This window comes from Rhodococcus sp. AW25M09, assembly GCF_000333955.1.
In the GTDB taxonomy this organism is placed as follows: Bacteria; Actinomycetota; Actinomycetes; order Mycobacteriales; family Mycobacteriaceae; genus Rhodococcoides.
This window is the reverse complement of the sequence record NZ_CAPS01000088.1, coordinates 1-14,534: the sequence shown is the minus strand read 5'-3', so window position 1 is coordinate 14,534 and position 14,534 is coordinate 1. Positions and strand designations below refer to the sequence as shown.

The 14,534-nt window shown below is 64.2% G+C and carries 14 protein-coding genes; 9 read left to right on the top strand and 5 right to left on the bottom strand.

All coding sequences use genetic code 11. The annotated features are described in order from the left end of the window. Positions 1-3: 3 nt before the first annotated feature. Together RHODMAR_RS17955 and RHODMAR_RS17950 are read right to left on the bottom strand one after the other, a co-directional pair. The gene (locus RHODMAR_RS17955; RefSeq protein WP_042939776.1) at positions 4-1,068 is read right to left on the bottom strand and encodes an IS630 family transposase; all 1,065 of its coding nucleotides are present in this window, start codon (positions 1,066-1,068) and stop codon (positions 4-6) included. Between the two features lie 48 nt (positions 1,069-1,116). After that, on the bottom strand, positions 1,117-1,386 hold the full coding sequence (locus RHODMAR_RS17950) for a DUF2631 domain-containing protein (RefSeq protein WP_008717203.1): 270 nt from the start codon (positions 1,384-1,386) through the stop codon (positions 1,117-1,119). Positions 1,387-1,600: 214 nt separating this feature from the next. Here RHODMAR_RS17950 and puuE point away from each other — a divergent pair, with 214 nt between their 5' ends. Then, on the top strand, positions 1,601-2,500 hold the full coding sequence (puuE, locus tag RHODMAR_RS17945) for an allantoinase PuuE (protein ID WP_042939796.1): 900 nt from the start codon (positions 1,601-1,603) through the stop codon (positions 2,498-2,500). A gap of 1 nt (position 2,501) precedes the next feature. Here puuE and RHODMAR_RS17940 read toward each other — a convergent pair whose 3' ends face one another. Then, the gene (locus tag RHODMAR_RS17940; RefSeq protein WP_008717199.1) at positions 2,502-3,023 is read right to left on the bottom strand and encodes a DUF1990 family protein; all 522 of its coding nucleotides are present in this window, start codon (positions 3,021-3,023) and stop codon (positions 2,502-2,504) included. A 68-nt stretch (positions 3,024-3,091) separates the two neighbouring features. Here RHODMAR_RS17940 and dxr point away from each other — a divergent pair, with 68 nt between their 5' ends. The 5 genes from dxr to RHODMAR_RS17915 all read left to right on the top strand — a co-directional run bounded on the left by dxr (position 3,092) and on the right by RHODMAR_RS17915 (position 9,565). Continuing rightward, a complete protein-coding gene (gene dxr / locus RHODMAR_RS17935) occupies positions 3,092-4,285 on the top strand; it encodes a 1-deoxy-D-xylulose-5-phosphate reductoisomerase (protein ID WP_008717197.1) in 1,194 nt (397 codons plus the stop codon). A 5-nt stretch (positions 4,286-4,290) separates the two neighbouring features. Next, a complete protein-coding gene (locus RHODMAR_RS17930) occupies positions 4,291-5,514 on the top strand; it encodes a M50 family metallopeptidase (protein ID WP_008717195.1) in 1,224 nt (407 codons plus the stop codon). 33 nt (positions 5,515-5,547) lie between these two features. Beyond that, entirely contained in the window at positions 5,548-6,711 is a 1,164-nt protein-coding gene (gene ispG, locus RHODMAR_RS17925; RefSeq protein ID WP_008717185.1) for a flavodoxin-dependent (E)-4-hydroxy-3-methylbut-2-enyl-diphosphate synthase, read from the top strand. A gap of 121 nt (positions 6,712-6,832) precedes the next feature. Beyond that, positions 6,833-7,669, top strand: a complete 837-nt coding sequence (locus tag RHODMAR_RS17920) for a GNAT family N-acetyltransferase (RefSeq protein WP_008717184.1) — start codon at positions 6,833-6,835, stop codon at positions 7,667-7,669. Positions 7,670-7,774: 105 nt separating this feature from the next. After that, complete coding sequence (locus tag RHODMAR_RS17915; protein ID WP_008717182.1) at positions 7,775-9,565, top strand: penicillin-binding transpeptidase domain-containing protein; 1,791 nt, start codon at positions 7,775-7,777, stop codon at positions 9,563-9,565. Positions 9,566-9,604: 39 nt separating this feature from the next. On the opposite strand, the gene RHODMAR_RS17910 is transcribed toward RHODMAR_RS17915, so the two are convergent. Continuing rightward, a complete protein-coding gene (locus RHODMAR_RS17910) occupies positions 9,605-10,486 on the bottom strand; it encodes a helix-turn-helix transcriptional regulator (RefSeq protein WP_008717180.1) in 882 nt (293 codons plus the stop codon). A gap of 141 nt (positions 10,487-10,627) precedes the next feature. Between RHODMAR_RS17910 and map the strand changes: the two genes are divergently transcribed. The 3 genes from map to RHODMAR_RS17895 all read left to right on the top strand — a co-directional run bounded on the left by map (position 10,628) and on the right by RHODMAR_RS17895 (position 13,761). Continuing rightward, positions 10,628-11,503, top strand: coding sequence for a type I methionyl aminopeptidase (gene map, locus RHODMAR_RS17905; protein WP_051048155.1), 876 nt, complete (start codon positions 10,628-10,630; stop codon positions 11,501-11,503). Further along, positions 11,500-13,035, top strand: a complete 1,536-nt coding sequence (locus RHODMAR_RS17900) for a cobyric acid synthase (RefSeq protein ID WP_008717176.1) — start codon at positions 11,500-11,502, stop codon at positions 13,033-13,035. The genes map and RHODMAR_RS17900 overlap by 4 nt, the downstream gene beginning before the upstream one ends. A gap of 159 nt (positions 13,036-13,194) precedes the next feature. Then, positions 13,195-13,761 carry a hypothetical protein gene (locus tag RHODMAR_RS17895; protein ID WP_042939775.1) on the top strand — a complete coding sequence of 189 codons (567 nt, stop codon included), beginning with the start codon at positions 13,195-13,197 and terminating at the stop codon, positions 13,759-13,761. A gap of 10 nt (positions 13,762-13,771) precedes the next feature. Here RHODMAR_RS17895 and RHODMAR_RS17890 read toward each other — a convergent pair. Beyond that, the coding region (locus tag RHODMAR_RS17890; RefSeq protein ID WP_008717172.1) for an FAD-dependent oxidoreductase at positions 13,772-14,534 on the bottom strand (763 nt) is incomplete at its 5' end.

The following is a 14,534-nucleotide window of genomic DNA, read 5'->3' as shown; positions in this document are numbered from 1 at the left end:
CTACTAGTGGTCCGCGTTTGAAGTTGTTGGGCGGTTGGCCTTCTTGAGGATCTGCTCCGCAGTTTTGGTCCAGACGAACGGCTGAGCGCGTGGGTTCCAGCCGTTGATGAACGCGCGGATCTTGGCGGTGAGGTCGCGGACGTTGCGGAAGGTTCCGCGGTGGATCGCTTGGCGTTCGATGATCCCGAACCAGACCTCCACGAGATTCATCCACGACGCCGAGGTGGGTGTGAAATGTACTGTGATACGCGGATTATCGGCGAGCCAATCTCGTACCTCCTGCTTCTTGTGCGTGGCGTAGTTGTCCATCACCAGGTGAAGTTCCTGATCCGGGTAGGCCCGCGCGACATGTTTGAGGAACACCAGAAATTCCTGGTGACGGTGACGCGGTTTACAAATTCCGGTGACCTTGCCGGTCGCCACCTCGAGTGCCGCGAACAGTGTCGTCGTGCCGTTGCGGACGTAGTCGTGGGTCTGTCGTTCGGGTATCCCGATCTGCATCGGCAACGTCGGTGCGGTGCGGTCCAACGCCTGAATCTGCGACTTTTCATCCACGCACAACACGATCGCGTTCTCCGGCGGTTCGAGATAGAGGCCGACGATATCGGTGACTTTTGCGACCAACTCAGGATCGGTCGAGAACTTGAATGTCTCGCTGCGCCATGGCTGAACGCCGTGTTCGCGCCACACCCGCGCGACGGTGGCGTGCCCGATCTTCAAGTGGTCGGCGAGCAATCTCGAACTCCAATGCGTGACGCCGTACTTCGCCGGTGGGGGCGTCAACGTCACCGAGATCAGATTCTCGCGATCGAGGGTGCGGGGGCGGCCCGATCGCTCTTCGTCGAAGAGCCCGTCGACCCCGAACTGTTCGTACCGGGCACGCCAATTGATCACCGTCTGACGCGAAATCGAGAACCGTCGCGCGATCTCCGCATGCGCCACGCCATCGGCGGCCAGCAGAACGATCCTCGCGCGCTGGACCAACCCGGCCTTTGTCGTCGTCGATCGCACCCACTTCTCGAGCTGGGCACGGTCGGAATCGGCGATCAACAACGGTGCGGCGCGCATGAGTAATTCAACCAAACAAAACCGCCCAACTACTTCAGGCGCGCCGCACTAGCGAGGCTTGCGTCGGACGATCACGTCACGGACGACCAAGCCGACCAGTACCACGGCAAAGCCGATCAGCCAGAGATCCTCGACCTTGCCGGTGTGGTTGCCGATGATCATCAAGAGCAGGAATGCCGCGACGACGATGGCGGCCACACGCATGGCCTTGTTGGATTCGCCGCTCCACCCCCACGCGTCGGACGGCACTTCCGGCACCTCGTTGCGGGTATCGACGACCGGGTCGTACGAAGCGGATTCCAGTTCGGTATTTGCCACCGGTCGGTCCTCTCGGGTGATGAGTTCTCGTAGTCGTCTGCACGAGGCGTCGAGACTGCCGCGTTCGGTCAATATTGGCATACGACCGCCCGTCGTAGCCATCAGGGTTGTATTCACCAGGCGCGGATATCGACTTCGGTGAGACACTGCATCGGTGACGTCCGAGCGCCTGCCGCATCCGCTGACCCAGTTTCCGTTGAGTTACCCCCGTGACATGGTCGGGTACGGCCGCACACCTCCGCACGCCCAGTGGCCCGGTGAGGCGAACATCGCTGTCCAATTCGTCCTCAACTACGAGGAGGGCGCCGAGAACAACGTCCTCGACGGCGACACCAAGTCCGAGACGTTTCTGTCGGAAATGATCGGGGCGCAAGCGTTTCCGAACCGTCACATGAGTATGGAGTCGCTGTACGAGTACGGCTCGCGGGCAGGCGTCTGGCGGGTACTGCGGGCATTCGAGAAGCGAGATCTGCCGCTGACGGTGTTCGCCGTCGCCAAGGCCATGGAGCGGAACCCGGAAGTGGTTGCCGCACTGGCAGAGCTGGGCCACGAGATCGCGTGCCACGGACTGCGGTGGCTGTCCTATCAGCAGATCGACGAGAACGTCGAGCGCGAGCACATGGCCGAGGCGGTGGCAATCCTGAAGGATCTGACCGGCTCGGCTCCACAGGGGTGGTACACCGGCCGCGACTCACCGAACACTCGGTCGCTCGTCGTCGAGCACGGCGGGTTCGTATACGACTCCGACTCCTACGCAGACGATCTGCCGTACTGGGAGAAGGTGTCTCGGGGCAGTGAGAGCGTCGATCACCTGGTGGTGCCGTACACCCTGGACACCAACGACATGCGCTTCGCATCGCCGGGAGGATTCTCGACCGGCGAAGAGTTCTACGCGCATCTACGGGACGCGTTCGACGTGCTCTATGCCGAGGGCGAGAACGGCAGCCCCAAGATGCTCTCGGTCGGACTGCATTGCAGGCTCGTCGGCAGGCCGGCCCGTGTCGCGGCGCTCGAACGTTTTCTCGATCATGTGCAGTCGCACGAGAAGGTATGGGTCGCAAAGCGTATCGACATCGCCGAGCACTGGCGCGCCGTACACCCTCCCGGCTCCTGACTCAGCGAGCGGACGGGCAGGCTTTCTCCAACGCAGCGAAGTACCGGTCGGTGGCCAATGCCTGCCCCCGCCGACCTACCGGGCCGGCCAGCCTGGTGTACCAGCGGCCCGGCCGCGAGAACGCCGAAATGTGTGCGGTGACGGTTTCGTCGGTAGGGGAGTAGTCGATGTGGAACAGTTCCTCTCCGGCTTCGGGATGGCCGTCGAGGGTCCCGTAGGCAAAGCCCTGGCGGTTGGCCTCGTCGATGACGTAGACCACCCGGCACGGTATTCGAATCGGGCCGAGGGTGAGAACCACCACTGCGTCGGGCACGGCGGTGGCGGCATCGGAACGAACTTTCAGACCGGCACCCCGATGCATGTCCCACTGCATCAGTGCATCGGCTGCGGCCTCGAAATCTTCGAGTCCGGACCCGATCGTCCGCGATCTCGTGAGGTGGTGATATCCGCTGGGAAACTTGCCTTTCGTCGCTCCCGCGTCGGCGTAGTTGAACGATGCCGTGCGGTACTTCGAGACGTCCATGGCCTCCAGCGTGCCAGCAACTGTCGGCGCATAGGGGTTTCTCAGACTCGGTAGGCAACAATGGACCGGTGCCAGACCAACGTGAGCGAACGACCATCTCGGATCGTCCCGAGCCGATTCGCGTGCTGCTGCTGGGGAGCACCGGCTCTATCGGGACCCAAGCGCTCGACGTCATCGCAGCCGACCCCGACCGTTTCGTCGTGGTCGGTCTCGCGGCAGGCGGGGCGAACATCGACCTGCTCCGACGTCAGATTGCCGAGACGGGCGTCCGGCGGGTCGCCGTGGCCAACTCCGACGCTGCTGCCGAGCTCGACTTTCCCGGGGTGCTGACCGGTCCGCGGGCGGTGACCGAGCTGGTCGAGTCGACGCCGGCCGACGTGGTGCTCAATGCACTGGTGGGTTCGCTCGGTCTCGAACCGACTCTGGCAGCTCTGAAGACCGGCGCTCGGCTCGCATTGGCGAACAAGGAATCGCTGGTGGCGGGCGGCGAACTCGTTCTTGCTGCTGCCGCGCCCGGGCAGATAGTGCCGGTCGACTCCGAACACTCGGCACTGGCGCAGTGCCTGCGCAGCGGTCACCGCAGTGAGGTCGACCGATTGATCCTGACGGCCTCGGGTGGGCCGTTCCGGGGGTGGAGCGAGACGGAACTGAAGTCGGTCACTCCGGAACAGGCTGCGGCGCATCCCACGTGGTCGATGGGTCCGATGAACACGCTGAATTCGGCGACGCTGGTCAACAAGGGCCTCGAATTGATCGAAGCGCATCTGCTCTTCGCGGTGCCGTACGAGAAGATCGACGTCACCGTGCATCGGCAGTCCATCGTGCATTCGATGGTGACGTTCGTGGACGGATCGACTATCGCCCAGGCCAGTCCTCCGGACATGAAGCTGCCGATCGGATTGGCGCTCGGCTGGCCTGATCGCGTGCCCGATGTTGCGCGCGCACTCGACTTCACCACGGCCTTCTCCTGGGATTTCGAGCCGCTGGACGATCGAGTGTTTCCTGCCGTGCAATTGGCCCGCGAGGCAGGAATCCTGGGCGGATGTATGACGGCGGTGTACAACGCGTCCAACGAGATCGCGGCCGAGGCGTTCCTGGCCGGGCGCATCGGGTTTCCGCAGATCGTGCACACGGTCCGCGCGGTGGTCGACGACGGCAGCGCCGACTGGTCGGCACCGCCGACTACCGTGGACGACGTTCTGGCAGCGGATTCCTGGGCTCGCGCACGTGCGCATGAGCTCCTGAAACAGAAGGGCCTCTGAGTCACATGGTGTTCGCTCTGGGTGTAGTGCTGTTCGCCGTCGGTATCGGTGTGTCGATCGCACTGCACGAGGCAGGACACATGTGGGCCGCGAAAGCGCTCGGCATGAAGGTCCGTCGGTACTACATCGGCTTCGGCCCCAAGATCTTCTCCTTCCGGCGCGGCGAGACCGAATACGGGCTCAAGGCAATTCCGGCCGGCGGATTCTGCGACATCGCCGGAATGACGGCGATCGACGAGCTTGCCCCCGACGAGGTCGAGCGGGCGATGTACCGCCAGAAGACGTGGAAGCGCATCGTCGTCATGGTCGGCGGTATCGCCATGAACTTCGTGCTCGGCATCGTGCTGGTCTACACGCTGGTGCTCGGTTGGGGCACGCCCGATCGGGTGACGCCGCCGACCGTGCTGGTCAGCGACGTGGTGTGCATCGCTCCGTCGCAGACCGAGGACGGCCAGTACGCACCGTGCTCGGGAACCAGTCCCGCTGCCGAGGCCGGCCTGCGAGCCGGAGATGTCGTCACCGCAGTGAACGGTGAGCCGACGCAATACTGGGGCGATGTTGTCGACGCTGTCCGAGAGTCCTCGGGGTCGGTCGACCTGACGGTCGAGCGTGACGGAGCGTCGATCGATCTGACGATTCCGATCACTCAGGTACAGCGATACGTCGAAGATCCGAACACCGGAGCCAAGGAATCCACGATGGTCGGCGCGGTCGGTGCCAGCGGCTCCACGATTGTTCCACCGCGCATTCGGTACAACCCGATCGAGGCGGTGCCCGAGACGTTTGCGTTCACCGGAGACATCTTCGTCCAGACCGGCAAGGCTCTCGTGCAGTTGCCGACGAAGGTCCAGGCTCTGTGGGAGTCGATCTTCGGCGGCGAGCGCGGACTCGACACGCCCATGAGCGTCGTCGGTGCCAGCGTCATCGGCGGCCAAGCAGTGGAGCGGGACGACTTGGTGACCTTCGTGGGACTGCTGGCGTCGCTGAATTTCTTCCTCGGCGCGTTCAACATCGTGCCGCTGCTGCCGCTCGACGGCGGCCACATTGCCGTGACGATCTACGAGCGGATCCGCAACATCTTCCGCAACCGGCGCGGCTTGCCCGACGGTGCGCCGGTAAACTACATGAAGCTCATGCCGGTCACCTACGTGGTCATCATCGTTTTCATCGGGTTCTCCTTGCTGACACTCACGGCGGACATCGTCAACCCGATCCAGATCTATCCGTAGACTCGTTTGTCGTAGCTAGGAAAGAAGGCCACTGTGACCGTGTCAGTCGGATTGGGAATGCCTGCACCGCCGGTACCCGTACTCGCTCCTCGTCGTAAGACTCGGCAACTCCAGGTCGGGTCGGTAGGAGTGGGTAGCGACAGCCCTATTTCGGTGCAGTCGATGACAACCACCAAAACTCACGACATCAACGCGACGCTGCAGCAGATCGCCGAGCTGACGGCATCGGGTTGCGACATCGTGCGTGTGGCATGCCCCACACAGGATGACGCGGATGCGCTGTCGATCATCGCCAGGAAGAGTCAGATCCCAGTGATCGCAGACATCCACTTCCAGCCCAAGTACATCTTCGCCGCGATCGATGCCGGTTGCGCCGCGGTACGCGTCAATCCGGGCAACATCAAGGAATTCGACGGCCGCGTCAAGGAAGTCGCCAAGGCTGCCGGCGACGCGAACATCCCGATCCGCATCGGCGTCAACGCAGGGTCGCTCGATCCTCGCCTGATGAAGAAGTACGGCAAGGCCACCCCCGAGGCGCTCGTCGAATCGGCGCTGTGGGAGGCGGGGCTGTTCGAGGAGCACGGGTTCGGAGATATCAAGATCTCCGTCAAGCACAACGACCCGGTCGTCATGGTCGCCGCGTACGAGCAGCTTGCTGCGCAGTGCGACTACCCGCTGCACCTCGGCGTCACCGAGGCCGGCCCGGCATTCCAGGGCACCATCAAGTCCTCCGTCGCGTTCGGGGCGTTGCTTTCTCGTGGAATCGGCGACACCATCCGCGTCTCGCTGTCGGCACCGCCCGCCGAGGAGATCAAGGTGGGCAACCAGATTCTGCAGTCCCTCAATCTCCGGCCGCGCAAGCTCGAGATCGTCTCGTGCCCGTCGTGTGGGCGTGCGCAGGTCGACGTCTACACCCTCGCCGACGAGGTCACCGCCGGCCTCGAAGGCATGGAAATTCCGCTGCGCGTTGCCGTCATGGGATGTGTCGTCAACGGGCCGGGTGAGGCACGTGACGCCGACCTGGGTGTGGCGTCGGGCAACGGCAAGGGTCAGATCTTCGTCAAAGGCAAGGTCATCAAGACGGTGCCCGAGGCGCAGATCGTGGAGACCTTGATCGAGGAGGCGATGCGCATCGCCGAGGAATTCGAGAAGGATGAAGCCGCAGACGGTGGCGCTCCGGTAGTGACCGTCAGCTGAGTAGAGTCGATCGGGTCGGTGTCCGGTTTGCCGCTCTGCCACCGATACGACAAGTTCTCTGGAATGATTCGGTACACGCTCGGTCGGGGCGGATGCGGTAGGTGGGTCAGGAGGTCGGTAGGTGCTCAAGCTCCTCGGTGCGAAGCCCCTCGGTAATCGGGATGCCGCACACGTGCTCCGAGTCCTCGACGCAGACCCGGTCGCAACCTGCATGGTTGCCGCTCGGGTGCAGGAATCCGGACTCGACCCGCGGACCTTTCACGGTGAGATGTGGAGCAGGGGCGGCCCGGACGAGTCGTTGTGCTTCTCCGGGGCAAATCTTGTCCCGTTGCTCGGGTCCGGTGACGATCTCCGGTCGTTTGCCGATCGCGCATGCCGCGGCCCGCGACTGTGCTCCTCGCTGGTGGGGCGTGCCGAGCTGACACTTCCGCTGTGGGAGATGCTCGAGACCGACTGGGGCCCCGCCCGCGAGGTGCGCGGAGAGCAACCACTGCTGGCGACGTCGGTTCGCTCGACTTTCCCGCCCGATCCACAGGTCCGTCTCGTGCGGCCCGAAGAGCTAGACGTGTATCTCACCGCCGCTGTGGCCATGTTCATCGAGGAGGTCGGAGTCGACCCCCGTGTGAACGACGGCGGCCGGGGTTATCGACGCCGAATTGCGAGTCTCATTGCTGCGCAGCGCGCGTGGGCTCGATTCGAGGACGGTCGGGTGGTGTTCAAAGCCGAGATCGGGTCACAGTCGGCTTCGGTCGGCCAGATTCAGGGAGTGTGGGTTCACCCCGATCTGCGGGGTCATGGGTTGGGCGCGTCCGGCACGGCGACAGTGGTGAACTCGGTGATTCGTCAGGGGCGAACCGCCAGTCTGTACGTCAACAGCTTCAACTACGTCGCTCGGCGGGCGTACGCGAAGATCGGCCTGACGCAGGTGGCAACCTTCACCACGGTCCTTCTCGATTAGCGAGAACGAGCTCGATGAGCTTGGTGCGAACCGCGATTCGTTGACGCCGGTGTAGGCGGTGCCCTATTACGATGGGGCACAATGAGATCACGGGGTGCAAGCGAGATGCGGTATCGAGTCGGCGCGGTGCTGGTGACCGGAGTCGTCGTTGTTGCGACCCTCGCCGGGTGTACCCCGAAGCCCGACGGCCCGGAACCGGCCGCCCAGGCCTTTCTTGCCGCATTCGAATCCAACGATATCGCGGCCGCGGCTGCGGACACCGACAGACCCGATGCGGCGACGGCTGCACTGACCGACACGTGGACCAATCTCCAGGCCGAAGCCCTGAACGCAGAAACGACCTCGGTGCAGGTCGACGGCGACACCGCCACAGTCGGCTACACCTATCGGTGGCAGCTGCCGAAGGATCGGGTGTGGACCTACGACGGACAACTGAATATGGGCCGCACCGAGGGTGAGTGGGTGGTGCGCTGGTCGGCATCGGACATCCATCCCGAGCTCGGCGACACGCAAACGATGTCGCTCCGCTCGACGGCAGCTCCGCGTGCACGGGTGAACGAGCGGTCGGGGACCGATGTGCTGGTTCCCGGCGTCGTGCACCGAATCAAGTTCGACGCGGCCGATGCGAACAATGTGGTCGTCTCGGCGACGGCGCTGTCGTCGTTGCTCACTCCGTTCGATGCGTCGATCACGGCACAGTCGATCGTGGAGTCGGCCACCTCGGTCGACGGCGACTATCCTGTCGCGCTGTTGCGCGACAGCGACTTTCAACCCATCTCGCCTGCACTCGCAGAGATTCCCGGTGTCACCGCGTCCGACGAATCGGATCTGTTGTCCACCGATCCGACGTTTGCGCCGGACCTGGTCGGTCAGGTCAAGAAGGCCGTCATCGACGAGGTCGACGGCAAGGCGGGCTGGAGCGTGGTGACCACCAACCGCAACGGCATCGACATCGACGTCCTCACCGACACGCCGCCCGAGCCTGTGCCGTCGTTCTCGATCAGTCTCGATCGCAACGTCCAGGTCGCGGCGCAGCGAGCGGTGAATGCTCGCACCGAGCAGGCGATGACGGTGGTCATCCAACCGTCGACCGGCGCCATCCTTGCAGTGGCGCAGAATCCGGCCGCCGATAGGGACGGACCTGTTGCGTCCGCCGGCCTCTACCCGCCCGGATCGACGTTCAAGATCATCACCGCCGGCGCTGCTATCTCGAGTGGACTGGCAACCCCGGGCAGTACCGTCCCGTGTCCGGGTCGCATCGTGATCGGCGAGCGCAGCGTTCCCAATTACAACGAGTTCTCCCTCGGTGACGTGACGATGACCACGGCGTTCACCCGATCGTGCAACACCTCGTTCGCGAAGCTCGCCAGCGAGATGTCGGCCGACGCGCTGACCGTGGCGGCATCTCAGTTCGGCGTCGGCCCGGACTACGACGTCGTCGGACTGCCGACCGACTCGGGTTCGGTGCCCCCGGCCGAAGAACTGGTTCAGCGCACCGAGGACGGCTTCGGGCAGGGCAAGGTGGTGGTCTCGACCTTCGGTATGGCCCTTGCCGCTGCCACAGTCGCTCATGGTTCGACTCCGGTACCGAATCTGCTCGTAGGTCGCGACACCGTGATCACCGGCGACCACCCGCCGATCGAGCCGGCGATGGTCGACGGCCTACGCGGGATGATGCGGTCGGTGGTGACCAGCGGTACCGCCGAGCGCATCGCAGATCAGGGAGAGGTCTACGGAAAGACCGGCGAGGCCGAGGTCGAGGGCGGCTCGCACTCGTGGTTCGTCGGTTATCGAGGTGACATCGCGTTCGCCACCCTCGTGGTGCGCGGAGGTAGCTCGGACAACGCGGTCGCGGTGACCCGGGAAATGTTCGAGCAATTGCCGCCGGGGTACTGACACCGACGCGCCATAGGTCCTCGTGGAGAACCGCGTGGCTCAGGAGGGCAGTACGCCCAGCCGACGACAAGCCATGACTGCTTCGTATCGGGTATGCGAATCGGTTTTGCGCATCACGCTACGCAGGTACGACTTGACCGTTTCGGCTCCGATCGACAATCGACGACCCACCTCGATGTTGGTGCAGCCGAGAGCGACCTGGGAGATCACGTCGATTTCGCGTGGTGTCAGCGACCTGCACACGGCGGCGTCGATGCGTGTCTCGGCGGGCGGCGACGCGGCCGGGCCGAGTGATGCCGCCACTCGTGCTGCGATCGCGTCGAGTCTGCGCCGGATCTTGCCGTCACCCACCGACCGGGCGAGATCGGCCAGTTCCTCGTGAACGCTGCGCAATTCGGCCGCGCGTGAGGCGTCGGAATCGCCGATCGATCGGGTGGTCTCCAGCAAGCGGACCCGGCGGTCGACCTCGTCGCGCACGGCGATTTCGTGGCCGAGCCGTCGTGCGGCAGACGTCATGACGTCGCCGACGCGATCGCCGAGAGGTCCGCGCTCGCGTACCGCCGCATACATCACCATTCGGGCGACTCCGGCGACGACCACCGGCACCGCGAGAATCGACTTGAGGCCCTCGCCGAGCACCGGTCGATCGAAGTGATGAGTGATCGACATCGATGAACCGTAATCACTCACGGCGGCCGGTCTGCGCTGCTCCATGACCCGCCCACCGAGACCTGACCTGGGCGCGATGGCAAGACCGTCGAGTCCGCGGGTTCTGGTGCCGTGGAATTCGCTCAGATACAGGGTGTCCGAAGAGACCTCGCCGCCGAATACGACCGGGACGTCGGATGTCGCTGCCGCCTGGCGCAGTTCGGCTCGCAGGGCATCGCCGTCACGAGGTCGTAGCAGATTGGAGTGGGCCACGGTACGTCCTTCCTCGGGGCGGGTGCAGCAGCAGTGAACGTGACCCAGATCATATCCGGTTGGGTCGTCGGCGATTCGACTGCCTGGGGCACACCTGCGCTGCGTCGTGGGGACGATCGCAGGCCGACTACGCTGGTGTGCATGTCTGTGACCGCCGAGAGCAAGCCCCGTCAGCCACTCGTACCAGGCGTCGTATCGCCCGTGCTCGAGGTGCCGAAGTCGATCGAGCGGCCCGAATATGCGTGGAAGTCGACGGTTGCCGAGGGCAGTGAACCCTGGGTTCAGACTCCCGAAGTGATCGAGAAGATGCGTCTGGCGTCGAAGATCGCGGCCCGAGCACTGCAGGAAGCGGGCCGGGCGGTGGCTCCCGGGGTGACCACCGACGAACTCGACCGGATCGCTCACGAGTACATGATCGATCACGGCGCATATCCATCGACGTTGGGCTACAGGGGCTTCCCCAAATCGTGCTGCACCTCGCTGAACGAGGTCATCTGCCATGGCATTCCTGACTCCACGGTGATCGAGGACGGCGACATCGTCAATATCGACGTCACCGCGTACATCGATGGTGTACACGGCGACACCAATGCAACCTTCCTGGCCGGCAACGTCTCCGAGGAAGCCCGCCTGCTCGTCGAGCGCACCCACGAGGCCACCATGCGTGCCATCAAGGCGGTCAAGCCGGGTCGTGCACTGAACGTGGTCGGTCGCGTCATCGAGTCGTATGCGCATCGGTTCGGATATGGGGTGGTAGAGGATTTCACCGGGCACGGAATCGGGACCACCTTCCACAACGGCCTCGTCGTTCTGCATTACGACCAGCCGTCGGTGGACACGATCATCGAGCCAGGCATGACGTTCACCATCGAACCGATGATCAACCTCGGCACGATCAACGCCGAGATGTGGGACGACGGCTGGACCGTGGTCACCCACGATCGGAAATGGACCGCGCAGTTCGAGCACACGCTCGTGGTGACCGAGACGGGTAGCGAGATTCTCACTCTCCCGTGAGTCCGACTGGTGCGCTTCTAGTTGCCGGGACGACCTCCGATGCGGGCAAGAGTGTGTTGGTCGCGGGTCTGTGCCGGATGTTGGTGCGACGGGGCGTCCGGGTGGCACCGTTCAAAGCGCAGAACATGTCCAACAATTCGGTGGTCACGCTCGACGGCGGTGAAATAGGTCGGGCCCAGGCAATGCAGGCGGCAGCTTGTGGCCTCGAGCCGAGTGTGCGTTTCAATCCGGTGCTGCTCAAGCCGGGCAGCGACCGGACCTCGCAGTTGGTGGTGCGTGGGCGGGCGGTGGCGCAGGTCAGCGCGAGCAACTACATCGAGCATCGGCAGGCCTTGCGGTCGGTGGTGGCCGATGAATTGGCCTCACTGCGTGCAGAGTTCGATGTGGTGATCTGCGAGGGTGCGGGCTCGCCCGCCGAGATCAATCTGCGCGCCACCGACTTGGCCAATATGGGACTTGCCATTGCGGCGTCGCTGCCGGTCATCGTGGTGGGCGACATCGATCGCGGGGGAGTGCTCGCCCACCTCTTCGGCACCGTGGCGGTGCTGTCTCCCGAGGATCAGGCGCTCGTTGCGGGGTTCGTGATCAACAAGTTCCGGGGTGATCCGGCTCTGTTGGCACCAGGACTCGACCAGTTGCGTGCGTTGACCGGACGGCCGACCTATGGAGTCGTGCCGTTCGCAGACGGGCTGTGGATGGATGCCGAGGATTCACTCGGGACCGTTGCCGATGCGCCCGTGGGCAGGCCGCGTCCGCCGGTCGGGTCACAGTGGCTGCGGGTCGCGGCGGTGCGTTTGCCGAGAATTTCCAACACCACAGATGTCGAGGCGCTGGCCTGCGAGCCCGGTGTCTCGGTGCACTGGGTCACCGAGCCGTCTCGGCTCGAGGATGCGGATCTGGTCGTTGTTCCCGGCAGCAAGTCCACTGTGTCGGATCTGGAGTGGTTGCGGCGCAGCGGTCTTGCCGACGCGATCGCCGAGCGTGCGACTTCGGGTCGGCCGGTTCTCGGTATCTGCGGTGGCTATCAGATGTTGGGCCGAACCATCTCGGACACCGTGGAGTCCGGTGTCGGGGGTGTCGAGGGTCTCGGTCTGCTCGATCTCGACATCGAGTTCGCGCCGGACAAGGTGTTGGCTCAGGTGAGTGGTTTTTCGGTCGAGTTCGGCTCGGACGCGGTGGCGGGGTACGAGATTCATCACGGTCGCGTCGTGCGAAGCGGCGACCGGCCGTTGTTGATCTCTGCGTCGGGTACCGCCGAGGGCAGTGTGCGTGGCGGCGTCGTGGGAACCCACTGGCACGGTCTACTCGAATCCGATGGCTTCCGGCGTCATCTGCTCACGTGGGTGGCGGAGACGTCAGGGCGTACCGGATTCGTGGTGGCACCCACTACGTCGGTCGCGGCGCTGCGAGAGCAACAGTTGGATCTGCTGGCCGATCTGGTGGAGAACAACATCGACGTCGACGCCGTGCTCGATCTCATCGAGCATGGCGTCGATCCGAGCATCGATACGATCGTCGGTCACTTGCTGTGAACGATCCGACTCTGCCGATGCGTCGATCCCGGTCGTGAAATCCGCGGTAACCGCGCCGAGCGTGCCGGGTTCGGTGGTCTGCAGCACGAAAGTCACGAGTGGGTAGGTCGGGGGACCTGCTATTTCTCGACCCGCACGACAGGCAGTACCGTCGTGCTCATGGAATTCACGCATGTGAGTGCTGCGGGCGGGCAATGTTCGGTGCGAGTCGCGGGCCCGGACAGTCGGCACGCCGTTCTGTTGCTTCCCGATTCGGGCGATCCGGTGAACGTGTACGACGCCGTCAGCGAGCGGCTGCACAATTCCGACCTGAAAACCGTTGCCCTGGAACACATCGACGGCGTGAGCGACGAGGCCATCCTCGCCGTTCTCGACGAGTTGAAGCTGTCCTGGGTACACCTCGTCGGCAGCGGCGCGGGTGCGGAATCGGCGTGGACGCTGGCCGCGAAGACTTTCGGACGCTTCGCCAGTCTGATTGCGGTGAACCGCTGCCACCCGGCGATCGCGGACGAGCAGGGCGTCGTGCGACTCGCTGACTGCCCGCCTGTCGAACTACCGACGACGTTGGTTGTCGGGTCCTCGCTCGGCCGGGCATCGGCCGACGCGAGCGGCCGGTTCGTCTACTCGGATTTCCGAGTGGTCCAGCTCGACGGGGTCGAGAGGATCCCCGCCGACGCGTCGGCCGAGCTGGCCACCGAAATAGTGCTTCGCACCAGCCCCTGGTAGGTGGTCGAACCTACAGATCGAGACCGAGCAGGGCGTTCTCGACCACCTCGGGCAGTCCCGGGTGAATCCAGTACTGCCCACGGGCCATGTCCTGGGCCGACAATCCGAAGCTCATGGCTTGGATCAGCGGCTGAATCAACGTCGGAGCTTGCGCGCCGATGATGTGCGCTCCGAGGATTCTGCCGGTGCCCTTCTCGGCGATGATCTTGCACAGTCCTTGGCTGTCCTCCATTGCCCAGCCGTAGGCGACGTCACCGTAGTTCTGCACCTTGACCGTGATGTCCAATCCGGAGTCGCGAGCTTGCTCCTCGGTCATGCCCACCTCGGCGATCTGCGGATCGGTGAACACCGCCGCGGGAACGAAGCGATAGTCGTTGGCACGCAATGCCGAGGTGTCGCCGTGCCAGGCGTCCTGCAGCAGGTTGTGCTGGACTACCCGGGCTTCCTGGTTTGCGACGTGCTTGAGCTGGTACGGAGACGAGACGTCGCCGAGCGCGAACACTCCCTCGGCAGCGGTGCGGCCGAACTCGTCGACGACAATTCGGCCCTCGTCGTCGAGTTCGATGCCGGCTGCATCGAGACCGAGTCGGTCACCGTTGGGCGCGCGACCTATCGCTACGAGAAAGGCGTCTCCGAGAACCTTCGTGCCGTCCGCCAAAATCACGCCGTGCAGACCGTTCTCCGACATTGTTTTCGTCTCGCCGGCGTCGAGATGGACGTCCCACTTGGCGCGGGCGAGTTCGGTGAACCGGCGCGAGATGTCGGCGTCGTTC

What these genes read in the sequence shown, in the direction of transcription:
- map (WP_051048155.1), top strand. Translation starts at nt 10,628, where the DNA reads ATGTCTGTGACCGCCGAGAGCAAGCCCCGTCAGCCACTCGTACCAGGC.
- puuE (WP_042939796.1), top strand. Translation starts at nt 1,601, where the DNA reads ATGGTCGGGTACGGCCGCACACCTCCGCACGCCCAGTGGCCCGGTGAG.
- RHODMAR_RS17940 (WP_008717199.1), bottom strand. Translation starts at nt 3,023, where the DNA reads ATGGACGTCTCGAAGTACCGCACGGCATCGTTCAACTACGCCGACGCG.
- RHODMAR_RS17955 (WP_042939776.1), bottom strand. Translation starts at nt 1,068, where the DNA reads ATGCGCGCCGCACCGTTGTTGATCGCCGATTCCGACCGTGCCCAGCTC.
- RHODMAR_RS17915 (WP_008717182.1), top strand. Translation starts at nt 7,775, where the DNA reads ATGCGGTATCGAGTCGGCGCGGTGCTGGTGACCGGAGTCGTCGTTGTT.
- RHODMAR_RS17930 (WP_008717195.1), top strand. Translation starts at nt 4,291, where the DNA reads ATGGTGTTCGCTCTGGGTGTAGTGCTGTTCGCCGTCGGTATCGGTGTG.
- RHODMAR_RS17895 (WP_042939775.1), top strand. Translation starts at nt 13,195, where the DNA reads ATGGAATTCACGCATGTGAGTGCTGCGGGCGGGCAATGTTCGGTGCGA.